Source organism: Pseudomonas sp. S2_E02 (assembly GCF_054668355.1).
This window is the reverse complement of sequence record NZ_CP162761.1, coordinates 3,625,876-3,650,232: the sequence shown is the minus strand read 5'-3', so window position 1 is coordinate 3,650,232 and position 24,357 is coordinate 3,625,876. Positions and strand designations below refer to the sequence as shown.

Sequence of the window (24,357 nt, the reverse complement as noted above, 5' to 3'; positions counted from 1 at the left end):
GAGTGAGTCTTATCTTCAATGAGGTGAGGGATGGTGGAGCAACGGCAAAAAAACGTGACGAAACCCGAGTTGTACGAAAGATTGATCGATCGTCTTGGTATGGCCCTGGACGCATTAAAAACCGCTGACCGGCTGCGCGACGAGCGCCCCTGGAACTGGAATTGCGTGGCTTGAGCCCCGCCGAGTTCAAACTGGTCAAGGCCTATCTGGATCGCAGTGAACGTGAAACGCACGGATGCTTGTCACAGGCAGTGAAGCAGCTCGATGCAGCACATTCGGCCAAGGTCATCTGGCTCAAGGACAAGGCGCCCGGCAGAGACACCGTCAAGGTTCGCTCTGTACAGGCCAAGTAAGCGCATGGCAGGTCAAGAACCGGATCTTTTTCAACAGGATCCCACCTATTGGTTGTAACGCTTTATTAACACTCTTAGGCTTCGGGCATCTGTGGAGATGCTCGATGCCTTTTCGTTATTTCATCAAACAACTTTTGTTACCACCCGGCATTCTTTTGCTGCTGTTGCTGGCCGCTTGGTGGCTGCGCCGCTCACGGCCGCGCCTGGCTGGATTGTGTTTTGCCATTGGCTTTGGCGGAATGTGGCTGATGAGCCTGCCGGTGGTCGTGCAGTGGGGCGCGAAAGCTCTGGAACGCGAGCCACCGCTGGCCCGTGAAGAGTGGGCGACGTTGGCGCAGCGCGCTGACGCGATTGTGGTGCTGGGTTCCGGCCGCGAGCGCGGTGATCTGGCCTGGGGAGAGGATCAGCCGACCGGCGTGGGCCTTGAGCGTCAGCGGTATGCGGCTCGACTGGCGAAGGCATCCGGTTTGCCGATTTTGACCACGGGTGGCCTGCATTACGGTACGCCGCCGACCGAGGCGAAGTTGATGGCGGATTCATTGCGCGACGATTTTGGCGTGACCGTGCGCTGGCAGGAAGGCGAGAGCCGCACTACGTGGGAAAATGCGAAGTTCACGGCCGATATCTTGTTGCCGCAGGGGATCAAGCGCGTGGTCGTGGTGACGCAGGCCTGGCACATGCCGCGATCGGTATGGAGTTTTCAACAGGCGGGTTTTGAAGTGGTGCCGGCCCCGGTCGGATTTCTCGGAACCGATAACGCGAGACCGTTTGGTGGCTGGCTGCCGGAGTTCAAGTCGATCTGGCAGAGCGGGCAGTTGTTGAATGAAGCGGTAGGGCAGGTGGGGTATTCGCTGTTTTACCGCTGAAGATCAAAAGATCGCAGCCTGCGGCAGCTCCTTGGGAAAATACAAATCCCGTGTAGGAGCTGCCGCAGGCTGCGATCTTTGCTTTAAAGCGTTTTCGACATCCGGCTGGCCATCAGTGCCCAGCCAAACAGCAGAACGCACAGGATGATCAATGGCCACGAGCGCCATTGCAGATACGGCGTCAGGTTGTGCATCGGCACCACTTCGCCGTAGAGGATGCCCTGTTCAAACTGCGGAATCTGCTCGGTGATCTGCCCGAACGGGTTGATCAGTCCGGTCACACCGTTGTTGGTTGCACGAATCATCCAGCGCCCAGCCTCAAGCGCACGCATCTGCGCCATCTGCAAATGCTGCAGCGGGCCAATCGAGGTGCCGAACCAGGTGTCGTTGCTGATCGTCAGCAGCAAATCACTGCGCGCCGACAGGCTGGCGGCGAATTCCGGATAGACCACCTCGTAGCAGATGAACGGTGCGATCTGATAACCCTTGGCCTGCAACAACGCCTGATCGGCCGGGCCACGGGCAAAGTCGGACATTGGCAGGTCGAAGAAGGCGATCAGCCCGCGCAATACATCCTGCAGTGGCACGTATTCGCCGAAGGGCACCAGTTTCTGCTTCAGGTAGGTGCCATCGCCTTCGCCCACCACGGTGATGCCATTGAAGAAGCGTTTTTCGTGACGAACGGTTTCGCGGATCGGTACGCCAGTGATCAGCGCCGATTTACGCTCGGCGGCGAAGGTACCCATCATGGTCAGGTAGCCCTCGGCGGACTCCTTCAATACTGGCACGGCGGTTTCCGGCCAGATCAGCAAGTCCACCGGTTTCGAGCGGAAGCTCAAATCGCGATACAAAGCCAACTGCGCGTTGAGCTCGGCCGGATCCCATTTCATGCTTTGCGCGACGTTGCCCTGAATCGCGGCAACACTCAGCGGCGCGCCGGAGGGGCTGGTCCAGGCATGGCCCTTGAGTGCAATGCCGGCCACCCAAGGGCCAACCAGCAGCACCAAACCTGCGGCAACAAAACCTTTGCGGCCGGTTTGCAGCAGGCGTGGGGCGTTGTAGATCAGTGCTGCGGTCAGTGCCAGAACAAACGACACCAGCCACATGCCACCCACTGGAGCGAGTCCGGCCAATGGGCCATCGAGCTGGCTGTAACCCGAGTACAACCACGGGAAACCAGTGAGGAACCAGCCGCGAAACGCTTCCTGGCCGACCCACAAGGCAGCGAACGCCAAGGCATCAGCCACAGGTGCTTCGTTACGGCGCAACCAGCGCGCCCACAGCCAGGCCGGCAGGGCAAAGAACCAGGCGATCGCCGCGGTAAACAGCAGCATCAGGAATCCGGCCAACAGCACCGAAGCGCCGCCGAAATGGTGGATGCTGTAATAGATCCAACTGGTGCCGGCACCAAACAGGCCGAAACCGAAGCACCAGCCACGGCCCAGTGCCTGACGCGGACTCAGCTCGCGCAAACCGGCATAGAACAAGCCGACCGCCAGCAAAGCCAGCGGCCAGATGTTGAACGGTGCCAGAGCGAAAGTGGTGATTGCACCGGCCGCCACGGCCAGCAGGTTACCGGGCCAGCCGGGGCGGGTTGTCCAGCGCATTTCAGTCCTTAGATTTCTTACCGGGCGATAGGGGTCAGTCGCAGCAAATGAATCCGACGGCTGTCGGCGTTCAGGATGCGGAAACGATAGGCGCCGATTTCAGTGATTTCGTTGCGTTTTGGCAAGTGCCCGAACGCGCTCATCACCAGGCCGCCGACAGTGTCGAACTCGTCATCGGAGAACTCGCTGTCGAAGAACTCGTTGAAGTTCTCGATTGGGGTCAGGGCCTTGATCAGGAAGTCACCGCTGGGCAGCGGCTTGATGTAGCTGTCTTCTTCGACGTCGTGTTCGTCTTCGATGTCGCCGACGATCTGTTCCAGCACGTCTTCAATCGTTACCAGACCGGCCACGCCGCCGTATTCGTCGATGACGATGGCCATGTGGTTGTGGTTGGCGCGGAATTCTCGCAGCAACACGTTCAGGCGCTTGGACTCCGGCACGAAGGTGGCCGGGCGCAGCAGATCCTTGATGTTGAAGCTGTCGCCGTTCTCCTTGAGGATCAGCGGCAACAAATCCTTGGCCAGCAGCACGCCCATCACGTCGTCATGGCTTTCGCCGATCACCGGATAGCGCGAGTGGGCCGAATCGACCACGGCCGGGAGGAATTCACGGGGTGTCTGGGTCGCCTTGATGCTGATCATCTGCGAACGCGGCACCATGATGTCGCGTACTTGCAGGTCAGCCACCTGAATGGCGCCTTCGACGATGGCCAGCGCTTCGCTGTCCAGCAGTTTGTTCTGATGTGCATCACGCAGCAGCTCGAGGAGCTCCTGACGGTTCTTCGGCTCGTGGGCAAAAGCCTGGGTCAGTTTACCCAGCCATGACTTCTGCCCGTTGCTCGATCGATCTTCGCTCATAGCGATTACTCTGAATCCTTTGTTGTAACGATAGGGGATGTTTCGGGTTCGTCGTCCGCGTACGGATCGGGATAGCCCAGTTCAGCAAGCAACTCGCGTTCCAGTGCTTCCATTTCTTCGGCTTCTTCGTCATCTATATGGTCGTAACCAAGCAGATGCAAGCAGCCGTGAATGACCAGATGTGCCCAGTGGGCCTTTAGTTCCTTGCCTTGTTCGGCGGCTTCGCGCTCGACCACGGCCACGCAGATCACCAGATCGCCGAGCAGCGGGATGTCGAGAAACTCGTCAGGCACTTCAGCCGGGAACGACAGGACGTTGGTCGCGTAATCCTTGTGGCGCCAGGTGTGATTGAGCTCGCGGCCTTCTTCCTCGTCGACCAGACGAATGGTCATTTCCGAGTCGGCGGTGCGCTGGCGCAGGGCCAGTTCGCACCACAGGCGGAAGTCGGCCTCACTCGGCGCGTTCGCGTCAGTCGCGATTTGCAGGTCTAGCTCAAGCATTTCGCGAGGTGTCCTTGGGGGCATCGTCACGGTTTTCGAAGCGCTCGTAGGCTTCGACGATCCGCTGTACCAAAGGATGGCGCACGACGTCTTTAGGCTGGAAGTGCGTGAAGCTGATGCCCTGCACGTCTTTGAGCACTTCGATCACATGATGCAGGCCGGACTTGGTGCCACGCGGCAGGTCGACCTGGGTGATATCACCGGTGATGACTGCGGTGGAGCCAAAGCCGATCCGGGTCAGGAACATCTTCATCTGTTCGACGGTGGTGTTCTGGCTTTCGTCGAGAATGATGAAGCTGTTATTCAGCGTGCGACCGCGCATGTAGGCCAGCGGCGCAACTTCAATCACCTGACGCTCGATCAGCTTGGCCACGTATTCAAAGCCGAGCATCTCGTAGAGCGCGTCGTAGAGCGGGCGCAGGTACGGGTCGATCTTCTGCGACAGGTCGCCGGGCAGGAAGCCGAGTTTTTCACCCGCTTCAACCGCCGGACGCACCAGCAGGATGCGACGGATCTGCTCGCGCTCCAGGGCATCGACAGCGCAGGCCACGGCCAGATAGGTCTTGCCGGTACCGGCCGGGCCAATGCCGAAGTTGATGTCGTTACCGAGGATTTCCTTCACGTAGCGCAACTGATTCAAGCCGCGTGGGCGAATCATGCCTTTCTTGGTGCGCAGGGCGACAGAGGCTTCGGCGGGGGCGTGATTGTCCAGCTCGACCACGGCCGATTCCTGGAGGAACAGGTGCACGAGGTCCGGCGACAGCTCGGTACCTTTGGTTTCCCGGTACAGGCGGCGCAGCAGGTTTTCCGCAGACGTGGTGTGCTTGGGGTCGCCGATCAACTCGAACTGGTTTCCGCGGTTGCGGATCTCGATGGTCAGGCGCTGTTCGATCAAGCGCAAATGCTCGTCGAATTGCCCGCACAGATTGGCGAAGCGGCGAGCCTCAAAAGGCTCGAGGATAAAACGATGTGGTTCTATGGGTGCGTTCAAGGTCGTATTTAGCCGCCCTGGGGCAATTAAGATGAAATCAAGGATAACGCCAGAGGCCTGGGTGCGAAAGCTCTTAAATCACCACGGTTCATGTGGGAGCGAGCCTGCTCGCGAAGGCGGTCTGTCAGACACATGAATGTTTAATGTGTCGCAGCCTTCGCGAGCAGGCTCGCTCCCACAGGGAAATGCAGTGTTACTGGACCAGCGAGCCGCGCAGCGAGTGCGGTTGCGCCGCGTCGATGTGCACATCGGCGAACTGGCCGATCAGGGTCGGATTGTCGCAGCGGAAGTTGACGATTCGATTATTCTCGGTGCGCCCTTGCAGCTCGCCCGGGTCTTTCTTCGAATAGTCGGTAACCAGAATGCGCTGGATCGAGCCGACCATTTGTCGGCTGATCTCAAAGCCTTGCTGATTCAGGCGATGTTGCAGGGCGTTCAGGCGTTCCTTTTTCAACTCTTCCGGGGTCTCGTCGGCCAGATCGGCCGCCGGGGTACCTGGGCGCTGGCTGTAAACGAACGAGTAGGAGAAGTCGAAACCGACATCGGCAATCAGCTTCATCGTCTGTTCGAAGTCTTTCTCTGTCTCGCCGGGGAAGCCGACGATGAAGTCCGAACTGATACAGATGCCCGGCACCGCCGCACGCAGTTTGCGCAGCTTGGATTTGTACTCCAGCGCCGTGTGGTTGCGCTTCATCGCCGCGAGAATCCGGTCGGAACCCGACTGCACCGGCAAATGCAGATGCTTGACCAGTTCCGGGACGTCGGCGTGGGCCTGGATCAGGCTGTCGGAGAATTCCAGCGGGTGCGAAGTGGTGTAGCGAATGCGGTCGATGCCGTCGATGGCGGCGACGACGCGGATCAGCTCGGCGAGATCAGCCAGACGACCGTCATGGGTCGTACCGCGATAGCCGTTGACGTTCTGCCCCAGCAGCGTCACTTCACGCACGCCGTTTTCGGCGAGGTGAATGACTTCGGCGACCACGTCATCGAACGGCCGGCTGACTTCTTCACCTCGGGTGTAAGGCACCACGCAGAACGTGCAGTACTTGCTGCAGCCTTCCATTACTGACACATAGGCGCTCGGACCGTCGATACGCGGCTCGGGCAGGTGGTCGAATTTTTCGATTTCCGGGAACGACACGTCGACTTGCGGCATTTTGGTGATGCGCGCGGCGTCGATCATTTCTGGCAGGCGGTGCAGGGTCTGCGGGCCGAAGACCACGTCGACGTACGGCGCGCGATCACGAATCGCCGCGCCTTCCTGACTGGCCACGCAACCGCCGACAGCGATCACCATTTCCGGGTTGGCCAGTTTCAGTTCGCGCCAGCGGCCGAGCTGCGAATACACGCGATCCTGGGCGCGCTCGCGGATCGAGCAGGTGTTGAGCAGAATTACGTCGGCATCTTCGGCACGCGCGGTGACTTCCAGGGCCTGATGTTCACCCAGCAGATCGACCATGCGCGAGCTGTCGTACTCGTTCATCTGGCAACCGTGGGTTTCGATGTAAAGCTTCTTGGCCATGGATTAGGGTCATCACGTGATTCAAAGAACCGCGCATTATAGGGAACAAGCCTTCAGGTTCCTACCGCTGCGCGTCCGGTGGCTATGCTATAGTTTGCGCCCTCATTTTTATCCCCGATGTTATCCCCCCGCCATGACCAAACGCGAAGCTCCAATCTATAAGGTGATTTTCCTCAACCAGGGCCAGGTGTTCGAAATGTACGCCAAGCAGATCTATCAAAGTGATCTGTGGGGCTTTCTGGAAGTGGAAGAGTTCGTCTTTGGCGAGCGCACGCAAGTGGTCGTCGATCCGAGCGAAGAAAAGCTCAAGGCGCAGTTCGAAGGCGTGGTGCGCAGCTTTGTGCCGATGCATTCGATTGTGCGCATCGATGAAGTGGAACGTCTGGGCACCCCGAAAATCAGCGAAGCCCGCGGCGCGGTCGGCAATGTGATGCCGTTTCCGATGCCGATGCCTGAGAAGTAAAACACAAGACCGCGTCGCCCTCATTCGCGAGCAAGTCGAATCGTCGCACCGTCGCTCCCACAGGGGATCTTCTGAACACTGGAGATCTACTGTGGGAGCGAGCTTGCTCGCGAAGGGGCCGGAAAGGTCGGCGCAAAAATCAGGGAAGAGGCGAGAACGGCGTACGCCCATCGGCGCTCTGCAGTTCCATCAGGTATTTACGGAAAATTTGCCCGAGCACCTGGGTCGCGGTTTCGAGGTCTTCGCGAGACATTTTTTCGGAGACTTCGTCGGCCGTGTCCAGCGCGTCTTCAGCGCCGTTGACCGCGGCCATCTTCAGCACGATGTACGCCTGAATATTGTTGGCCTGCACGCCTTCACCGTGGAAGAACATGGTGCCGAGCTTGAACTGAGCCTGAGCGTGGCCTTGCAGCGAGGCTTTTTCGAAATAGCTCAAGGCTTGATTGAGGTCGCGCGGCGCATTCTTGCCGTCGTAGTAGAACTCACCCAACTCGTATTGCGCTTGCGCATCCCCTTCGTCCGCCGCTTTCTGGCAGGCGGCCAGTGCCTGCGTGACGTCTTGCGGCTGAGTATTGAGGGTGCAACGACCCATCGCCGGGATCAACAACGAGTTGCCGCCTGCTTGTGCATGCGCGAGCAGGGGCTGAAGGAGCAACAGGCAGCCCAAGGCAAGGGTGCGGCCGGTGCGGTTCATGGGAATCGACTTACCTCTGAAGGGCACGCGGACCCATCGAGGGATCCAATAAGCGCGCATTATGAAATAAGCAGGGCCAACCTTACAAAGTCTTTACTCGTTTTTCTGCTGCGCGGGGAATATATCGCCCACTTTAGGGGAGATTTTTAGCAGGAGCATCGGAAAAACAGCGTCGATGTAGGTGAATGCTGACGCTGGCGATAGCCAACGTCAGCGGTACGGCAGTTATTTCAGTGCGGCGAAGGCGCGCTCGGCAGCGTCCAGTGTCAGTTTCAACTCGGCTTCGCCGTGGGCGATCGAGGTAAACCCGGCTTCGAAGGCGCTCGGCGCCAGGTACACGCCACCTTCCAGCATCAGGTGGAAGAAGCGACCGAACAGGGCAGCGTCGCTGGCCATCACATCTTCAAAGGTGACGATGTCGTCGGCGCCGCTGAAGTACAGACCGAACATGCCGCCAGCCTGCGTGGTCACGAACGGAATGCCAGCAGCATCGGCGCGTTGTTGCAGGCCATCGAGCAGGCGCGTGGTGTAGTCGGTCAGCTCGGCGTGGAAACCCGGACGGCTGATCAAACGTAGCGTGGTCAAACCGGCGGCCATGGCCAACGGATTACCCGACAGCGTGCCGGCCTGATACACCGGGCCCAGCGGCGCAATACGCTGCATGATTTCACGCTTGCCGCCGAAGCAGCCGACCGGCATGCCGCCACCGATGATCTTGCCGAAGGTGGTCAGGTCTGGATTGACCCCGTAATACGCCTGAGCACCGCCGAGGGCAACGCGGAAACCGGTCATCACTTCGTCGAAAATCAGCACCACGCCATGCTTGTCGCACAGCGTGCGCAGGCCTTCGAGGAAGCCCGGCGCTGGTGGTACGCAGTTCATGTTGCCGGCCACTGGCTCAACGATGATGCACGCCACGTCCTCGCCAACTTCAGTGAGCATCTTCTCAACCGCGTCGATGTCGTTGAACGGCAGGGTCAGGGTGTGTTTGGCGAACGCCGCCGGCACACCGGCCGAGCTCGGTACGCCCTGGGTCAGTGCGCCGGAACCGGCCTTGACCAGCAGGCTGTCGGAGTGGCCGTGATAGCAGCCCTCGAACTTGATGATGCTGTCACGGCCGGTGTAACCACGGGCCAGACGGATCGCGCTCATGGTCGCTTCGGTGCCGGAGCTGACCATGCGCACCATGTCCATCGATGGCACCAGCGAGCAGACCAGATCGGCCATCTCGGTTTCCATCGCGGTCGGCGCGCCGTAGGACAAGCCGTGTTGCAGTTGATTGCGCACCGCGTCCAGAACATCCGGGTGGCTGTGGCCGAGGATCATCGGACCCCACGAACCAACGTAATCGACATAACGCTTGTCGTCTTCGTCGGTAACGTAAGCACCTTCAGCGTGCTTGAAGAACAGCGGTGTGCCGCCCACGCTTTTGAACGCGCGAACCGGCGAATTCACGCCTCCGGGAATGTGTTTCTGGGCATTGGCAAACAGGGTTTCGGAACGAGACATGATCGGGCTCTCAAATCAGACTTTCAGTAATTCATTGAACGCGCGGGCGCGGCGGGTCACTTCGGCGGTGCTCTCGGCACCAAACAGACCGTGGACCACGGCGAGCAGGTCGACCCCATGGGCCACCAGCGGCGCGGCGTTGTCGAGGGTGATGCCGCCAATCGCGCAGATTGGCAGGTGCAGTGTGCACTTGGCTTCGTCGAGCAGATCGAGGCTGCAGGTCGGCGCGCCGGGCTTGGTGTTGGAGTTGAAGAAGCGACCGAAGGCGACATAACTCGCACCTTCTTTGGCCGCTTGTTCGGCCAGCGCGATTTGCGCGTGGCAGGTCGAGCCGATGATCGCTTTCGAGCCGAGCAGGGCGCGGGTCGGCGACAGCGGGCCGTCGGTCTGGCCGAGGTGCACGCCAACGTTGAGGCGCGCCGCCAGCTCAGCGTCATCGTTGATGATCAGCTGCGTCTTGTAGCGCTCGCACAGATCGCGCAGCGCTTCGGCCTCGCGCAGACGGCGGGCCTCATCGTTGCTCTTGTCGCGGTATTGCAGCAGGGTGACGCCGCCTTCCAGCGCCGCCTCCACGTAAGACAGAAACTTGCCGGCCAGCAACTGGCTGTCGGTAATGGCATACAGGCCACGTAGTTTCATCAGGCAGACCTCACGACGTTACGAGCAGAAATCCAGCGGCAGGCGACGCGGGACGAACTGGCCTTTGCCCAGTTGTTCGGCATCGCGCAGGGTGCGCCAGGTGTAATCCAGTGCACTGCGTACGGCGCTGGCCAGGTGTTCGCCTTGGGCCAGTCGGCCGGCGAGGGCGCTGGCCAAGGTGCAGCCGGAGCCGTGATAGCTGCCGGGCAGACGCTGACAGATAAAGGTTTCACGCAGACCGTCGCGGCTATACACGCGGTTGTGGATTTCAGTTTCGTCGCCATGGCCGCCGGTGATCAGCAGGTTTTTGACGAACGGCAGGAGTTTTTCAGCGCACTGGTCGGCGGTGCCTTCGGGCAGTTCGGCGAGGATGCGCGCTTCGGGAAGATTAGGGGTGGCAATGATCGACAGCGGCAGCAGACGCTCACGCATCGCGTAACCCACCTCGTCCTTGCCCAGACGTCCGCCGCCGCCGGCGCGCAGCACCGGGTCGCAGACCACCGGCAAGTGCGGGTGCGCGGAAAGCAGTTCGACAACGGTGTCGACCATTTCCAGCGAACCGAGCATGCCCAGTTTGACTGCCGCGACTTCGGAGTCGTTGAGTACGGCATTGGCTTGAGCCAACACCCACTCACGGTCGAGGACGCGGAAGTCAGTGACGTTGACGGTGTCTTGCACGGTCAGGGCGGTGACGGCCGGAGCCGCATGGCAACCCTGCGCGAGCAGGGCTTCGATATCTGCCTGCAAGCCGGCGCCACCACTTGGGTCGTGGCCGGAGAGACAGAGGACAACGGGGCGGGAGCTGTAGATATTCATGGTGCGCGAGCTTACCACCAAAGCTGATTTTCGGGTTCAGTGCCGTTGTCCCGGGCCACTAACCTGGCAGGAGAATCCGACCGCTCTGTCACAAGCTGACCATCTCAACAGCTCTAGCTCGCTGCTTTGCTCTGGAACGCCCGTTCTAGAGCCTTTGTAGGAAAAATTTCAATGGTGCTCAATGGCCATCAACGGCTATGCTAGTCTGGATCCAAACCAATAACAGGTAATACCGGTTTTACGTCTACTCAAAGGGAATGGGGGGCTTCCTGACACAACCGGACGAGCCACGCTGGGGCTTCAATGCGCTATTTGCTGATGTTGTTGTTCTGCTTGCCCCTCATGGCGAGCGCCGTCGAATTCGACGAATTTACCCAGAGCCTCCCTCTGGGCCGGTCGCTGCAAGTGTTCGAAGACCCGAGCGGTCAGGCGAGCATTGCCGATGTTCGTGCGCAAGCTGCCGCCGGCAATTTCAAAGTTCACGATAAGGCCACGCTTAATGCCGGTTACTCGCGCTCGGCGTTCTGGCTGAAAATTGACCTGCAGTACCGTCCGAGCAATCCCGCCGCCCAGCGCACCTGGCTGCTGGAACTGGCTTATCCACCGCTTGACCATCTCGACCTCTATACGGCCGACGCCAATGGCGACTACCGCCTCGTCCGGCAAACCGGCGACGCCTGGCCGTTCGCCAGCCGCGAGATCCGCCAGAACAACTATTTGTTCGACCTCGCTTTCGCACCGGGTCAACAACAAACCGTGTACCTGCGACTGGCCAGTGAAGGCTCGATTCAGGCACCGGTGACGTTGTGGTCGAGCACCGCGTACCTCGAAGATCAGCCGGTGCGCCTGTATGTGCTGGGGATCATTTATGGCGTGCTGCTGGGGATGCTGGTCTACAACCTGTTCATCTATCTGAGTGTGCGCGACACCAGTTACCTCTATTACATCTTCTATATCGCCTCGTTCGGCCTTTATCAGTTGTCGGTGAACGGCGCGGCGGTGGAGTATTTCTGGCCGGACAATCCGTGGTGGGCCAACGCGGCCACGCCATTTTTCATCGGCTGTGCGGGGCTGTTCGGCAGTCAGTTCGCCCGCAGTTTCCTGCAGACCAAAAACCATAGTCGCTGGCTTGATCGCCTGCTGATTGCACTGATCGCGTTCGGCGCGCTGGTGGTCGGTTTGTCGCTGATGACCAGTTACGCGTTGTCGCTGCGCCTGGCGACGATACTGGCGCTGACCTTCACTGTGGTGATTTTCGCCGCCGGGATTCTGGCCTGGTGGCGCGGCTTGCGGGTGGCGCGCTATTTCATCATCGCCTGGTCGGCGTTTCTGCTCGGCGGCATCGTCAATACGCTGATGGTGCTCGGCTTGCTGCCGAACGTATTCCTGACCATGTATGCCAGCCAGATCGGCTCAGCTATCGAAGTGGCGCTGCTGTCGCTGGCACTGGCCGACCGCATCAACGCGATGCGCGAGCAACAGGCGCAGACCTTGTATGACGCCGGGCAGAAACTCGAAGTGCTCAACCAGCAACTGGCCCACGGCAACAAACTCAAGGACGAATTCCTCGCGACCCTGACCCACGAATTGCGCACACCGATGAACGGCGTGATCGGTTCGCTGGAGCTGATGCAGACCGTCGAGCTGGATCCGGAGCTTGAGCAATACCAGCAGACCGCCGCCGGTTCCGCGCGAGACATGATGCGCATGGTCAACGGCATCCTCACCCTCACGGAATTGCAGGCCGGCAAGCTCAAGGCTGTGCCGGGCAGTTTCAGCCTGCGCGCGGTGGTCGAAGCGCTGCGCGTGCAGTTCGACAGCAACGCGGCGAGCAAGTCGCTGGACTTCAAGGTCGAGGTGCTGCCGACCCTGCCGGATCGCCTGCACGGCGACAGCGCCAAACTCGCGCAATGCCTGGAATGCCTGCTGGACAACGCGATCAAGTTCACCCGCGTCGGCGGGCTGGCGCTGCGGGTGACCGGCAAACCGTCGACGGACAATCGCCTGGCGTTGTCGTTTGCGGTGATCGACACCGGCATCGGTTTTACCGATCTGGGCGAGGCGACGATGTACCAGCGCTTCTTCCAGCTCGACGGTTCGATGACCCGCGAATACGGCGGACTGGGCGTGGGGCTGGCGATCTGCCGACAGTTGATCGAGCTGCTCGGCGGCAAGCTTACTCATCGCTCCGAACCCGGACGTGGCAGCCGTTTTCAACTGGACGTTGAGTTTGAACTGCCGGCGGTTGAAGCTGCGCCGATCGTTGCGCCTTCGCACGATTGTGTGCGTGCGCCGCAGGACTGCACGGTGCTGCTGGTGGATGACAACAGTGTCAACCAACTGGTGATGCGTGGCATGTTGCTCAAGCTCGGCTTTCGCGTGCGTACCGCTGACAACGGCGCGGCGGCATTGGATTGCTTGCAACGAGAGACTTTCGACGCAGTGCTGATCGATTGCCAGTTGCCGGCTTACGACGGCGCGTCATTGTGCTGCCAGATTCATGCGTTGCCGGGCTGCGCGAACTTGCCGGTATTCATGCTGGCGCTAACTGCCGACCGAGAGCTTTGCGCAACGGGGGCGCCGGTCGATTACTTGAACAAACCCGTAAAATTCGAAGATCTGCAATCTGCACTGGAGCGGCGGGTGCTGTGCTGCTAGTAGGGTAAAAGCGCCGTGAATTCGGCGGATATGACACTTTGACCGGTTGCCGAGCGGTGCTTAACTGGGTTCCTTGGTTGCCCGAAGGAGCCCGTCATGAACCTGCATCAGTTCGCCGAAACCCACGAAGTCACCAACCAGCCACCGTCGCTGGACGGCACTAACCTGTACCGCATCGACCTGCCGTTGCAGGAGTGGTCGCGGCGCTTTGGTGCCGGGTGGGCGGAGTCGCGGATCGATGCCTACGGTGCACTCGCTGGTGGGCCGTTGATGGAAGCCGGGTTCCTCGCCAACCAGAATAAACCAACGTTCGCCAGCCATGACCGCTACGGTCATCGCATCGATCTGGTGGAATTTCATCCGGCCTATCACGAACTGATGCGCACGGCGATCGAGCATGGCCTGACGTCGCTGCCATGGACCCATCCACAGGACGGCGCGCATGTCGCGCGCGCCTCGATGACCTATCTGCACAGCCAGGCAGAAGCCGGCAGCGGTTGCCCGTTGACCATGACTTTCGCCAGCGTGCCGGCCCTGCGTTTGCAGCCGAATCTGGCCGAGCAATGGCTACCGAAAGTCCTCGCCACCGAATACGACCTGCGCAACGTCGGCATGGCGCACAAGGCCGGCGTGACCATCGGCATGGCCATGACCGAGAAACAGGGCGGCACCGACGTGCGCGCCAATACCACCAAGGCTTACCCGGTCGGCGCCAGTGGCCCGGGTCAGGCCTATGAACTGGTCGGGCACAAGTGGTTCTGCTCGGCGCCGATGTGCGATGCCTTCCTCACGCTGGCGCAGACCGACAAGGGTTTGAGTTGTTTCCTGCTGCCACGGCATCGCCCGGACGACACGCGTAATCAGTTCTACATCCAGCGCCTGAAACACAAACTCGGCAACCAGTCCAACGCCTCCAGCGAAGTGGAGTTCCGTGGCGCGCTGGCGTGGATGGTCGGTGAGGAAGGGCGCGGCGTGCCGACTATTATCGAGATGGTCGCCATGACTCGGTTCGATTGCATGGTCGGTTCCAGCGCTTTGATGCGCCAGGCGCTGACCCAGGCCAGCCACCACTGCGCACACCGCAAGGTCGGCGGCAAGCTGCTCAGCGAACAGCCGTTGATGCAAAACGTCCTGGCTGATCTGGCCCTGGAAAGCGAAGCCGCGCTGGCCCTGAGTTTGCGCATGGGCAAGGCGCTGGATCATCTGGATGATCGCCACGAAGCGCAATTCGCGCGGCTGGTGACGGCGGTGGGCAAGTATTGGATCTGCAAGCGTGCACCGGGGATGATCAACGAAGCGGCCGAGTGCATGGGCGGCGCCGGGTATGTCGAGGACAGTATCCTGCCGCGTCTGTACCGTGAGGCACCGGTGAACTCGACGTGGGAAGGCTCGGGGAATGTGCAATGCCTCGACGTGCTGCGCGCGTTGTCGAAAGAGCCGGGGGTGCTGGATGTGTTGTTCAGCGAACTCGGTGACGGGCATGGCGAGAAGCGTCTGGCGGCGCATATTCAGCAGTTGCAGGCGCAGTTCAAAGACACCAGTGATATTCAGTATCGCGCGCGGCAACTGACCGAAGACATCGCGCTCGGTTTACAGGCCAAGCTTCTGTTGGAGGCCGGAAATTCAACGGTCAGCGATGCCTTCATCGCCAGCCGCCTGAGCGGTGGCGGCCGGGTTTACGGTGCATTACCTCGCGGACTGGACGTCGAAGCCATCGTCGCCCGCTCAACTCCACAAGGTTTCTGAGCTCAATTTCCCAAGCGGCACAAAACCCTGTGGGAGCGAGCTTGCTCGCGAAAGCGGTACATCAGTCGACAGCTATGTTGAATGACAATCCGTATTCGCGAGCAAGCTCGCTCCCACGGGATCTCCCTAGATGGGAAGATTTGGGTACACCCACAACGCCACTGTTCCCGTGACGCCACGATGCAGGCAAGATGAAGCTCTGCAAGTCAGAACACAGGAAGCTGATCGTGACCGAAGCGTTTATTGTCGTTCAAACCGCCGAACAAGCCGTGGACCGTCTGGCCGAGCTGCATGAGCGGGCCACCACTGCGCTGAACTCGGCGCTCAAGCGTTACCTCAAGGATCGCGTCGAACCCGACGCTGCGCAGCGTGCTCTGTTTCGTTATCCCGAACTGCGTCTGACCTATCACTGCCAGGGCGAAGTGCCGCAGACCACCCGCGCTTATGCCAAGGTGCAACTGCCGGGCACCTACAGCGTCACCGTCACCCACCCGGCGGCGTTCCGCAAATACCTGCTCGAACAGTTGGTGCCGTTGATGCACGACTTCACCGTGACCGTGGAAGTCGGCGTCAGCCAGCAAAACATTCCGTATCCGTATGTGGTCGAGCAGGGCGATGAACTCGCCGGTTCCGGCGTCACTGCTGCCGTGCTGGCGCGGGTGTTCCCGAGTACCGACCTGTCCGCCGCCACCGATGGCATCGCCGACGGTCTCTACGACTGGGAAAACACCGATCCGCTGCCGCTGGCCTTGTTCGACGCCGCGCGCGTGGATTTCTCCCTGCGCCGTCTGGTGCACTACACCGGCAGCGACTGGCGGCATGTGCAGCCGTGGATTCTGCTGACCAACTATCACCGCTATGTCGACCAGTTCATCGTCCATGGTCTGGAACAGTTGCGCCGCGACCCGCGTTTCGTGCGCATGGTTTTGCCGGGCAACGTGATCATCGAGAAGGGCATGGATCACGGCGAAGCATCGGCGATTGCGGCCGGTGTGGTCTGGCACCGATACCAGATGCCGGCCTATCACCTGATCGCCAGTGATGGCCACGGTGTAACCCTGGTCAACATCGGCGTCGGCCCGTCCAACGCCAAGAACATCACCGACCACTTGGCGGTGCTGCGTCCGCATTGCTGGCTGATGATCGGCCACTGCGGCGGTCTGCGTCAGTCGCAGACCATCGGCGACTACGTGCTGGCCCACGCTTACATGCGCCGCGACGGCATTCTCGACCGTGTGGTGCCGCCGAACATCCCGATCCCGGCCCTGGCGGAAGTGCAAATGGCCCTGCAGCAAGCAGCGGCCAACGTCACCGGCGAGAAGGGCGATGACCTGAAGAAACGCCTGCGCACCGGCACCGTGCTGACCTACGACGACCGTAACTGGGAATTGCGCTGGGCGCAGGAACGACCGTTGATCAACCTGTCCCGCGCCGTGGCCGTGGACATGGAAAGCGGCACGATTGCAGCGCAGGGTTATCGCCTGCGGGTGCCGTACGGCACGTTGCTCTGCGTTTCAGATAAACCGCTGCACAGTGAAATCAAACTGCCGGGTTCGGCCAACGCCTTCTATGAACGCGCGGTCAGCCAGCACTTGAAGATCGGCATTGAAGCGGTGGACTTGCTGCGCACTGAACTCAACTCGCTGCACTCGCGCAAATTGCGCAGCTTCGACGAGCCGCCGTTCCGTTAACGGTTAGTCGTGGTCATTTGGCGGTCGGGGCACTAGCATTGTCAGCCCTGATCGCTAAATGTTTGCTCTCCCTATGTCTCGTCCCCCGCGTCCACCTTCCCGCCGCCCCGGCGTGAAGCCTCAGTCGTCTTCGCCGCGCCGTGTTGCCAAGGCACCTCCGGCCGAGCCGAAACTGATCCTGTTCAACAAACCGTTCGATGTGCTGACGCAATTCAGCGACGGTGAAGGGCGGGCGACGCTCAAGGATTTCATCGATGTGCCCGGCATTTATCCGGCCGGACGCCTGGATCGCGACAGCGAAGGATTGTTGCTGCTGACCAACGACGGGCAGTTGCAGGCGCGTATCGCCGATCCGAAACACAAACTGGCGAAGACCTATTGGGTGCAGGTCGAAGGTGTGCCGACGGCTGAGCAATTGCAGCGCTTGCGCGATGGCGTTGAACTGAATGACGGCATGACCTTGCCCGCCGAAGCGCGGCAACTGGATGAGCCTGAATTGTGGCCGCGCAATCCGCCGGTGCGTTTTCGCGCCACCATACCGACGTCATGGCTGGAACTGGTGATTCGCGAAGGGCGCAACCGTCAGGTACGGCGCATGACGGCGGCGGTAGGCCTGCCGACATTGCGGTTGGTGCGGGTGAAGATTGGTGACTGGACGATCGACGGACTCGATCAGGGCCAGTGGAAGGAAGTGCCGGCGCGCTTATAAAGCGCCGGACTCGATCAGGCCGATCACCACACTCTTGATGATGAACGCGGCCACGCCCAGGCCCAGTACGAAGAACAGAATGAACGAGCCAAAGCGCCCGGCTTTGGACTTCTTCGCCAGATCCCAGACGATGAAACCCATGAAAATGATCAGGATGCTGACCAGACCGGTCATCATCCACTCTTCGAATACTGCTGGATCCATTGGGGTTCTCCGGCATGGGCGCGGCTAAAAGGGCGCGGCGAGTATACGCCAAGGTGTGCGGGGTGGCATTGATCTGGGTCTGATCCGAAACCTTTGCCCTCACCCTAACCCTCTCCCAGAGGGAGAGGGGACTGACCGGGGATGCTCGCAAAATACGCCGACCTGAAGGTTCTGTTGTGAATCCATAATCGACTCAATTTTTCAGGTCGATTTATTACAGCAGACACCTCGGTCGGCTCCCTCTCCTGGGGGAGAGGGCTGGGCGGGCGGCGTTCCGATGAGGGGGCCTTTGATCAGCTACGCAAATGAGTCAGCGGCAGTTCCGTGCTGTTCAAAACCTGATTCAGCACAAAACTCGAGCGCACACTGGTCACGCCTTCAATCCGGGTCAGGTGTCCCAGCAATAGCTTCTGATAGTGATCCATATCCGGCACTACCACTTTCAACTGATAGTCAGCATCCACCCCCGTCACCAGGCTGCACTCCAGCACCTGCGGCAACGTGCGAATCGCCGCTTCGAAATTCTCGAAACGCTCCGGCGTATGCCGGTCCATGCCGATCAGCACATACGCGGTCAGGCTCAGCCCGAGCATCTTGCGATCGAGCAATGCGACCTGGCGTGAGATGTAGCCGTCGTCTTCCAGTTGCTTGACCCGGCGCGAGCAAGGGGAGGGCGACAGACCGATGCGCTCGGCCAGCTCCTGGTTGGAGATGCGGGCGTCGCGCTGCAATTCCGCCAAAATACTCAGGTCGTAACGGTCGAGTTTGCTCATCAATCTGTCCTTGGTTGTAACTATTGCGGCAGATTATCTATCCAGGGTTAAAAATTGCGCAAGTGGTGTTTATTTCAGCAATCTTCGCAATCCTCTGTCGCCGTCTCAGGCCTATTCTTATCACCAGAATCACTGCTCGGTAACACAGTCCACAGCGGCCCGCCCTATCAGGCCCGCCGCGGCCGCCACCCCCACCGGGGTTGTGCCGGCCCCCGAGCTGCACACTGTCCAGAAGACGGCGTGAGGTGAGCCGACGTCAAAAGCGTCGAGCCAGGACGAAGTTCTCTAAAGGGAGGCCGACGGGTCTCCCTTTTTTCTTGCCTGCGATTTCATGCCGGACGCTCAGTAAATAAGTTGCGTGACTGATAACCTGTTGCAGAACCCGGTGTGTGTATTCCCGGTCTTAGTGACAAGCCCTCCTACATTTACAGGCCCCGCAGTGAGAAAAAGCATGAATTCGCGCATCTGGCGTCTGGCCGGTGTTGGTTTGCTGTGTGTGAGTGTCAGTGCGCAAGCGCTTGCCGATGAACCGCAGAATCGCGGGCCGGAGGGCGGTGGCCATGGCCAGGACCATCAGGGCAATAATCAGGGCCATGGCGGCAACAATCAGCCGCGTCCGCAGAATAATCAGCCACAGCAGAATCAGCCACGCCCGCAGAACAACGAGATCATTCGTGGCGACAACAGTCGCCAGTTCGAGCACAACGGCCAGCAGCACAACAACAATGGCCAGTGGCAAAACCACGACCAGAACCGTCCGGCGTATAACCCCAACCCGGTGCGCCAGCCGCCACCACCGCCACAACTGCCGGCCAATAGCCTGCCGATCCAGCCACGGCCCGACACCGTGCGCCAGAGCCAGGAACCGCGTCAGGGTTACTACCGCGACGAGCGCCCGCAAAACGGTTATCACAATCAGCAATGGCAGACCGGTAACCGGCCCAATGACAATCGCTGGCCGGGCCGTCCGGATGGTCATGGCAATGGCTGGGGGGCTGGTCCGCAATATCGACCGGGGCATGTGATCGACCGTTTCCCGGATCGTGACTACCGCGTGCCGTATCGCGGTCAGGATTACTTCTACTCCGCAGGCTACTGGTATCGCCCGCAAGGCCCGCGCTACATCGTCGTGCAGCCGCCACGCGGGATTCGCATTCAGTATTTGCCCGATTACGCCCGTGAAGTGTGGATCGGCGGTTCGCTATTGTTCCTCGCCGCCGGTGCCTACTACGCGTATCAGGAGGCGACCCAGGATTATGTAGTCGTCGAGCCGCCGGTTCAGCCGCAACCGCAGCCGCAATCCCAAGGCTATGACGTCGAAGCCTATCCGGCCAACGGCCAGTCGCCGGAGCAGGTGCAGCAGGATGGATACCAGTGCTATCAGTACGCCGTGCAGCAAAGCGGTTTCGACCCGCGCACCGCGACGTATCAACCGGCACCCGAAGTGGTGCAGGCCTACCGTCAGGCGCAGGGTAATTGCCTGAGCAATCGCGGTTATCAGGTCAGTTACTGAAGCCGGGTTTGCGCCCGTTCTGACTTGACCACTTCCTGCGGGTCGGCGTGCACCAGCACTTCGGCTCGCGGGTAGGCCTTGTGAATCGCATCGGCGGCTTGATCGCTGATGCCGTGGGCCACTGACAGGGTCAATTCCCCCGGCAATTCCAGGTGCAACTGCACGAACCAGTGGTTGCCGGAGATCCGCGTGCGCAAGTCATGCGCGCCCAACACCCCCGGCACGCTGCAGGCCAGTTCGAGCATGTGCTGACTGACGTCGGTTGGCAGTTCTTCATCCATTAGCACCGAAAAACTTTCCCGGGCGATCTGGATCGCACTCCACAGGATATAGGCGGCAATGCCGAGTCCGAACCAGGCATCCAGTTGATGCCAGCCGAAGCCGGCCAACACCAGCGCCACCAGAATACTGCCGTTGAGTAACAGGTCGGATCGGTAATGCAGTGAGTCGGCACGCACGGCGTTGGAACCGGTCTGCTTGATCACTCGATGCTGCAGCACCAGCAAGGCCACCGTCAGTAGCAATGAGAATATGATCACGCCAATGCTGATCCACGGTGCGCCAAGCGGTTCCGGATGCTGGATGCGTTCATAGGCTTGAAACGCGATCAATACCGCGCTGCCGCCAATGAACAGCGCCTGCGCCATCCCCGCCAGCGACTCCGCCTTGCCGTGACCATAACGATGATCGTCATCGGCCGGGCGCAGCGCGTAATGCACGGCCAGCAGATTGAGCAGCGAAGCGATGCCATCCAGCGCCGAGTCGGTAAGGCCGGCGAGCATGCTCACCGAGCCGCTGAGCCACCAGGCGATGGCTTTGGCGATGATCAGCGTGCACGCCACCGCTACCGAGGCGCGGGTCGCCAGCCTGAGCAGGCGGGCGTGTTCGGGGCTGGATGTCATTGAACGTCCTTTTTAAGCGGCGGGTTGCAGGCCGAACATCGCCAGTTGTTGAGTGCTGCCCTTGTGTTGAATCAGGCGCGGATCATCCAGTGGGAAATCTCGGCCCAACTCGCTTTCGAGAATAGCCTGCAACTTGTGATTATCGACCTGACCGTCCGGGCCGATGGCTTGCTTGAGTTTGGCCGGGTCGATCTGTGCAGTGTGGCCCGGTTCGAAATAGATCGCACCGGTGGCGAAGTCGACGGCAAACGCGATCAGGCCGGGGATGATGTAGAACAGCAGGCCCACGGCGTCGAGCACGGCAATCGCCGGGTCGATCTTGCCGTCGATCTGCCCGCGCCGGTCCGGGTAGAAAATCGAACCGCACGCGGTGATTTGCGTGAGCAGGGTGGCGACCAGTACACCGCCGATCAGGCGAAAAGGTAAGCGCATGGGGAAATCTCCTGATTCATCTAAGAACGAAGCGTAGTCGTGTGAAGTTAAGACCCTGACGAACGCCTAGCAGTTCGCCGTTATACTCGGGCCTGGCAGGGCATGCCCACAGTAAATTGCGGCCTCGTCTCACCCCTACCGAAATACGTTGAGGATTGAAGTTGTTTTCTCCAGATCGACACCGCGTGAAGGCTAATGAATCCTATCGGGGTTCGGCCCTACGGGCTAAAGCTGTGAGCGCGCCGTGCTGCGTTGCGGGACTTGGCAAGGAAACGACCCTTACCTGCGTCCCGCGCCTTGCCTGGCACGCTCACAACTTTAACGCGACTCGCAATTTACTGTGGGCACGCCCTGGGGAGCCAGCATGATTTCTTTGCCAATCGATGATGTTTTACCCGCCCTGCGTGAAGCCCTTGCGACACGCCACGAAGCCGTGCTCGAAGCACCGCCGGGCGCCGGTAAAACCACCCGCGTGCCTTTGGCTTTGCTCAATGAAGCGTGGCTGGCCGGGCAGACCATTCTGATGCTTGAACCGCGCCGTCTCGCCGCGCGTGCAGCTGCAGAAAGATTGGCCAGTGAACTGGGTGAGAAGGTCGGTGAAACCGTCGGTTATCGCATTCGTCTCGACAGCAAAGTCGGCCCCAATACGCGAATCGAAGTGGTCACCGAAGGCATTCTCACCCGCCGTTTACAGGATGATCCGGCGCTGGAAGGCGTGGGCCTGCTGATCTTTGACGAATTTCACGAACGCAGCCTCGACGCCGATCTGGCGCTGGCCTTAAGTCTGAACGGTCGCGAGCTATTCCGGGCTGAACAGCCGCTGAAGATTTTGCTGATGTCGGCCACGCTGGAAGGCGAGCGTCTGGCCGGGTTGCTGGATGACGCGCCGATCCTGCGCAGCGAAGGCCGCATGTACCCGGTGACGATGCGCTGGGGCCGGCCGTATCAGCCCGGCGAGTACATCGATCAGCGCGTTACGCAAACCGTGCTCGAAGCGCTGCACGACGAAACCGGCAGCCTGTTGGTGTTCCTGCCGGGGCAGGCGGAAATCCGTCGCGTCCATCAACAACTGGCCGACGCCATCGGTGAGCGCAGCGATGTTTTGCTGTGCCCATTGCACGGCGAACTGGACCTCAACGCCCAGCGTGCCGCCATCGACCCGGCGCCGACCGGCCAGCGCAAAGTGGTGCTGGCGACCAATATTGCCGAGACCAGTTTGACCATCAACGGCGTGCGCGTAGTCATTGATGCCGGGCTGGCGCGGGTGCCGCGTTTCGATCCCGGCAGCGGTATGACGCGCCTGGATACTCAGCGGATTTCCAAGGCCAGTGCTACGCAGCGCGCCGGCCGGGCGGGGCGATTGGAGCCGGGCGTTTGCTATCGCTTGTGGTCTCAGGATCAGCACGAACAACTGGCCGCGTATGGCAGTGCGGAAATTCTTTCGGCGGATCTCGCCAGCCTGGCGCTGCAATTGGGGCGCTGGGGTGTCACGCCGGGTGAACTGGTCTGGCTGGATGTTCCGCCAGCGGCGGCTTATGCACAGGCGCAGGATTTGCTGCAACGGCTCGGTGCGCTGGAAGGGGAAACGCTGACCACTCACGGTCGGGCCATGGCTGAGTTGCCGGCGCATCCGCGCATCGGGCATTTGCTCCTGCGCGGTCAGGCGCTGGGGCTGGCGAACATGGCCTGCGATGTCGCCGCGCTGCTGGGCGAGCGCGATATCTTGCGCGGTGCCGGGGCGGATTTGCACAGTCGATTGGTCCTGCTATCCGGCGAAGAACGCGCTGCTCGCGGTGCGCAGGGTGGTGTGCAGCGCGCCCGGCAACTGGCGCGGCAATATCGCGGTTATCTGCGCGGCAAGGCGAGCGAGCCGGTCAGCGATCCCGATCATCCGCGCTGGCTCGGCGCCTTGCTGGCGCTGGCCTACCCGGACCGCGTCGCGCAACAGCGGCGTGCCGGTGGCGCCGAATATCGTCTGGCCAACGGTCGCGCGGCGCTGTTCGCCGAAGCCGACAGCCTGATGAAAGAGCCGTGGATCGTCATCGCCGATCTCGGCAGCCGTCAGGGCCAGCGCGAAGAACGCATTTATCTGGCGGCGGATTTCGATCCGGCGCTGTTCGATTCGGTGCTCGCCGAACAGGTGCGCAACGTTGATCAACTCGACTGGGACGAGCGCGAAGGCGTGCTGCGCGCCGAGCGCCAGCGCAAGGTCGGCGAGTTGATTCTCAGCCGTGAACCGTTGACCGGCCTTGATGAAAATGCGCGCAGTCAGGCGCTGGTCAATCTGGTGCGGCGCAAGGGGCTGGAGCTGTTGCCGTGGACGCCGGAATTGCGTCAGTGGCAGGCGCGGGTGGCGTTGTTGCGCCAGTTGGAATTGAACCATCAGGACGACAGTCAGTGGCCGGATGTCAGCGATGCGACATTACTGAACACCCTCGAAGACTGGCTGATGCCGTATCTGGGCAAGGTCTCGCGGCTCAGTCATTTTGCCAACCTCGACCTGTCGAGCATTGTGCGCAATCTGCTGCCATGGCCGCTGCCGCAGAAGCTCGATGAGCTGGCGCCACATCATCTGAGTGTGCCGTCGGGGTCGTCGATTCGTCTGGACTACAGCGAGTTTCCGCCGATTCTCGCGGTGCGTTTGCAAGAGTTGTTCGGGCTCGCCGATACCCCGCGCATTGCCGGCGGGCGGCAGGTGGTCAAGTTGCATCTGTTGTCGCCAGCAAGGCGACCGGTGCAGGTGACGCAGGATCTGGCCAACTTCTGGCGCAGCACCTATGCCGAGGTGAAAAAGGATTTGAAGGGGCGCTACCCGAAGCATTATTGGCCGGATGATCCGCTGGTGGCCGAGGCGACTGCACGGGCCAAACCGCGCGGCACCTGAAGAGTAAAAAATCGCAGCCTGCGCAGCT

At 60.6% G+C, this 24,357-nt stretch carries 21 protein-coding genes and 1 pseudogene; 9 read left to right on the top strand and 13 right to left on the bottom strand.

Going from position 1 to position 24,357, the window contains the following annotated elements:
* Positions 1 to 30 precede the first annotated feature (30 nt).
* A pseudogene (locus tag AB4O01_RS16380) lies at positions 31 to 353 on the top strand (hypothetical protein).
* A 104-nt stretch (positions 354 to 457) separates the two neighbouring features.
* On the top strand, positions 458 to 1,219 hold the full coding sequence (locus AB4O01_RS16375) for a YdcF family protein (protein WP_095125492.1): 762 nt from the start codon (positions 458 to 460) through the stop codon (positions 1,217 to 1,219).
* An 83-nt stretch (positions 1,220 to 1,302) separates the two neighbouring features.
* On the opposite strand, the gene lnt is transcribed toward AB4O01_RS16375, so the two are convergent.
* The 5 genes from lnt to miaB form a co-directional block, all read right to left on the bottom strand.
* Positions 1,303 to 2,826, bottom strand: coding sequence for an apolipoprotein N-acyltransferase (gene lnt / locus AB4O01_RS16370; protein WP_099757263.1), 1,524 nt, complete (start codon positions 2,824 to 2,826; stop codon positions 1,303 to 1,305).
* Positions 2,827 to 2,843: 17 nt separating this feature from the next.
* Positions 2,844 to 3,683 (bottom strand): HlyC/CorC family transporter, encoded by an 840-nt coding sequence (locus tag AB4O01_RS16365; RefSeq protein ID WP_007909641.1) that lies wholly within the window; start codon positions 3,681 to 3,683, stop codon positions 2,844 to 2,846.
* 5 nt (positions 3,684 to 3,688) lie between these two features.
* Positions 3,689 to 4,183 carry an rRNA maturation RNase YbeY gene (gene ybeY / locus AB4O01_RS16360; protein ID WP_095122053.1) on the bottom strand — a complete coding sequence of 165 codons (495 nt, stop codon included), beginning with the start codon at positions 4,181 to 4,183 and terminating at the stop codon, positions 3,689 to 3,691.
* Positions 4,176 to 5,174 (bottom strand): PhoH family protein, encoded by a 999-nt coding sequence (locus tag AB4O01_RS16355; RefSeq protein ID WP_460089045.1) that lies wholly within the window; start codon positions 5,172 to 5,174, stop codon positions 4,176 to 4,178. Before AB4O01_RS16355 ends, ybeY begins: the two co-directional genes overlap by 8 nt.
* Positions 5,175 to 5,367: 193 nt before the next feature.
* Complete coding sequence (gene miaB / locus AB4O01_RS16350) at positions 5,368 to 6,696, bottom strand: tRNA (N6-isopentenyl adenosine(37)-C2)-methylthiotransferase MiaB (protein ID WP_460089044.1); 1,329 nt, start codon at positions 6,694 to 6,696, stop codon at positions 5,368 to 5,370.
* A gap of 133 nt (positions 6,697 to 6,829) precedes the next feature.
* On the opposite strand from miaB, the gene AB4O01_RS16345 reads away from it, so the two are divergent.
* Entirely contained in the window at positions 6,830 to 7,159 is a 330-nt protein-coding gene (locus AB4O01_RS16345; protein WP_003185742.1) for a DUF1820 family protein, read from the top strand.
* A gap of 139 nt (positions 7,160 to 7,298) precedes the next feature.
* Here AB4O01_RS16345 and AB4O01_RS16340 read toward each other — a convergent pair whose 3' ends face one another.
* From AB4O01_RS16340 to AB4O01_RS16325, 4 genes are all read right to left on the bottom strand, one after another.
* Positions 7,299 to 7,853, bottom strand: coding sequence for a tetratricopeptide repeat protein (locus AB4O01_RS16340; protein ID WP_003228518.1), 555 nt, complete (start codon positions 7,851 to 7,853; stop codon positions 7,299 to 7,301).
* Positions 7,854 to 8,078: 225 nt separating this feature from the next.
* Positions 8,079 to 9,362, bottom strand: a complete 1,284-nt coding sequence (hemL, locus tag AB4O01_RS16335; RefSeq protein WP_460089043.1) for a glutamate-1-semialdehyde 2,1-aminomutase — start codon at positions 9,360 to 9,362, stop codon at positions 8,079 to 8,081.
* 15 nt (positions 9,363 to 9,377) lie between these two features.
* Entirely contained in the window at positions 9,378 to 10,001 is a 624-nt protein-coding gene (gene thiE, locus AB4O01_RS16330) for a thiamine phosphate synthase (RefSeq protein WP_093434631.1), read from the bottom strand.
* A gap of 18 nt (positions 10,002 to 10,019) precedes the next feature.
* A complete protein-coding gene (locus AB4O01_RS16325; RefSeq protein WP_099759363.1) occupies positions 10,020 to 10,817 on the bottom strand; it encodes a hydroxymethylpyrimidine/phosphomethylpyrimidine kinase in 798 nt (265 codons plus the stop codon).
* Between the two features lie 303 nt (positions 10,818 to 11,120).
* Between AB4O01_RS16325 and AB4O01_RS16320 the strand changes: the two genes are divergently transcribed.
* From AB4O01_RS16320 to AB4O01_RS16305, 4 genes are all read left to right on the top strand, one after another.
* The gene (locus tag AB4O01_RS16320; protein ID WP_460089042.1) at positions 11,121 to 13,475 is read left to right on the top strand and encodes a 7TM diverse intracellular signaling domain-containing protein; all 2,355 of its coding nucleotides are present in this window, start codon (positions 11,121 to 11,123) and stop codon (positions 13,473 to 13,475) included.
* Between the two features lie 96 nt (positions 13,476 to 13,571).
* Entirely contained in the window at positions 13,572 to 15,221 is a 1,650-nt protein-coding gene (locus AB4O01_RS16315) for an acyl-CoA dehydrogenase family protein (RefSeq protein ID WP_460089041.1), read from the top strand.
* Positions 15,222 to 15,412: 191 nt separating this feature from the next.
* Positions 15,413 to 16,912 carry an AMP nucleosidase gene (gene amn / locus AB4O01_RS16310; RefSeq protein ID WP_016986142.1) on the top strand — a complete coding sequence of 500 codons (1,500 nt, stop codon included), beginning with the start codon at positions 15,413 to 15,415 and terminating at the stop codon, positions 16,910 to 16,912.
* A 73-nt stretch (positions 16,913 to 16,985) separates the two neighbouring features.
* The gene (locus AB4O01_RS16305; RefSeq protein WP_460089040.1) at positions 16,986 to 17,621 is read left to right on the top strand and encodes a pseudouridine synthase; all 636 of its coding nucleotides are present in this window, start codon (positions 16,986 to 16,988) and stop codon (positions 17,619 to 17,621) included.
* On the opposite strand, the gene AB4O01_RS16300 is transcribed toward AB4O01_RS16305, so the two are convergent.
* Both AB4O01_RS16300 and AB4O01_RS16295 read right to left on the bottom strand, forming a co-directional pair.
* Complete coding sequence (locus AB4O01_RS16300) at positions 17,616 to 17,825, bottom strand: DUF2788 domain-containing protein (RefSeq protein ID WP_003228500.1); 210 nt, start codon at positions 17,823 to 17,825, stop codon at positions 17,616 to 17,618. The genes AB4O01_RS16305 and AB4O01_RS16300 overlap by 6 nt on opposite strands.
* Positions 17,826 to 18,118: 293 nt before the next feature.
* Complete coding sequence (locus AB4O01_RS16295; protein ID WP_007909658.1) at positions 18,119 to 18,598, bottom strand: Lrp/AsnC family transcriptional regulator; 480 nt, start codon at positions 18,596 to 18,598, stop codon at positions 18,119 to 18,121.
* 451 nt (positions 18,599 to 19,049) lie between these two features.
* Here AB4O01_RS16295 and AB4O01_RS16290 point away from each other — a divergent pair, with 451 nt between their 5' ends.
* Positions 19,050 to 20,111: a DUF6515 family protein gene (locus tag AB4O01_RS16290; protein WP_460089039.1), complete on the top strand. Its 1,062-nt coding sequence runs from the start codon at positions 19,050 to 19,052 to the stop codon at positions 20,109 to 20,111.
* Here the strand turns inward: AB4O01_RS16290 and AB4O01_RS16285 are convergent.
* Together AB4O01_RS16285 and AB4O01_RS16280 are read right to left on the bottom strand one after the other, a co-directional pair.
* The gene (locus tag AB4O01_RS16285; RefSeq protein WP_093434645.1) at positions 20,105 to 21,013 is read right to left on the bottom strand and encodes a cation diffusion facilitator family transporter; all 909 of its coding nucleotides are present in this window, start codon (positions 21,011 to 21,013) and stop codon (positions 20,105 to 20,107) included. The two genes, AB4O01_RS16290 and AB4O01_RS16285, sit on opposite strands and share 7 nt — an antisense overlap.
* A gap of 12 nt (positions 21,014 to 21,025) precedes the next feature.
* A complete protein-coding gene (locus AB4O01_RS16280) occupies positions 21,026 to 21,445 on the bottom strand; it encodes a hypothetical protein (protein ID WP_016986146.1) in 420 nt (139 codons plus the stop codon).
* Between the two features lie 364 nt (positions 21,446 to 21,809).
* Here AB4O01_RS16280 and hrpB point away from each other — a divergent pair, with 364 nt between their 5' ends.
* Positions 21,810 to 24,329, top strand: a complete 2,520-nt coding sequence (gene hrpB, locus AB4O01_RS16275; RefSeq protein WP_460089038.1) for an ATP-dependent helicase HrpB — start codon at positions 21,810 to 21,812, stop codon at positions 24,327 to 24,329.
* Positions 24,330 to 24,357 lie beyond the last annotated feature (28 nt).

Coding starts and splice junctions, on each gene's coding strand:
- AB4O01_RS16340 (WP_003228518.1), bottom strand. CDS start 7,853: ATGAACCGCACCGGCCGCACCCTTGCCTTGGGCTGCCTGTTGCTCCTT.
- AB4O01_RS16300 (WP_003228500.1), bottom strand. CDS start 17,825: ATGGATCCAGCAGTATTCGAAGAGTGGATGATGACCGGTCTGGTCAGC.
- AB4O01_RS16325 (WP_099759363.1), bottom strand. CDS start 10,817: ATGAATATCTACAGCTCCCGCCCCGTTGTCCTCTGTCTCTCCGGCCAC.
- AB4O01_RS16315 (WP_460089041.1), top strand. CDS start 13,572: ATGAACCTGCATCAGTTCGCCGAAACCCACGAAGTCACCAACCAGCCA.
- miaB (WP_460089044.1), bottom strand. CDS start 6,696: ATGGCCAAGAAGCTTTACATCGAAACCCACGGTTGCCAGATGAACGAG.
- AB4O01_RS16345 (WP_003185742.1), top strand. CDS start 6,830: ATGACCAAACGCGAAGCTCCAATCTATAAGGTGATTTTCCTCAACCAG.
- lnt (WP_099757263.1), bottom strand. CDS start 2,826: ATGCGCTGGACAACCCGCCCCGGCTGGCCCGGTAACCTGCTGGCCGTG.
- amn (WP_016986142.1), top strand. CDS start 15,413: ATGAAGCTCTGCAAGTCAGAACACAGGAAGCTGATCGTGACCGAAGCG.
- AB4O01_RS16280 (WP_016986146.1), bottom strand. CDS start 21,445: ATGCGCTTACCTTTTCGCCTGATCGGCGGTGTACTGGTCGCCACCCTG.
- AB4O01_RS16290 (WP_460089039.1), top strand. CDS start 19,050: ATGAATTCGCGCATCTGGCGTCTGGCCGGTGTTGGTTTGCTGTGTGTG.
- AB4O01_RS16285 (WP_093434645.1), bottom strand. CDS start 21,013: ATGACATCCAGCCCCGAACACGCCCGCCTGCTCAGGCTGGCGACCCGC.
- AB4O01_RS16365 (WP_007909641.1), bottom strand. CDS start 3,683: ATGAGCGAAGATCGATCGAGCAACGGGCAGAAGTCATGGCTGGGTAAA.
- hemL (WP_460089043.1), bottom strand. CDS start 9,362: ATGTCTCGTTCCGAAACCCTGTTTGCCAATGCCCAGAAACACATTCCC.
- AB4O01_RS16305 (WP_460089040.1), top strand. CDS start 16,986: ATGTCTCGTCCCCCGCGTCCACCTTCCCGCCGCCCCGGCGTGAAGCCT.
- AB4O01_RS16320 (WP_460089042.1), top strand. CDS start 11,121: ATGCGCTATTTGCTGATGTTGTTGTTCTGCTTGCCCCTCATGGCGAGC.
- thiE (WP_093434631.1), bottom strand. CDS start 10,001: ATGAAACTACGTGGCCTGTATGCCATTACCGACAGCCAGTTGCTGGCC.
- AB4O01_RS16295 (WP_007909658.1), bottom strand. CDS start 18,598: ATGAGCAAACTCGACCGTTACGACCTGAGTATTTTGGCGGAATTGCAG.
- AB4O01_RS16375 (WP_095125492.1), top strand. CDS start 458: ATGCCTTTTCGTTATTTCATCAAACAACTTTTGTTACCACCCGGCATT.
- hrpB (WP_460089038.1), top strand. CDS start 21,810: ATGATTTCTTTGCCAATCGATGATGTTTTACCCGCCCTGCGTGAAGCC.
- ybeY (WP_095122053.1), bottom strand. CDS start 4,183: ATGCTTGAGCTAGACCTGCAAATCGCGACTGACGCGAACGCGCCGAGT.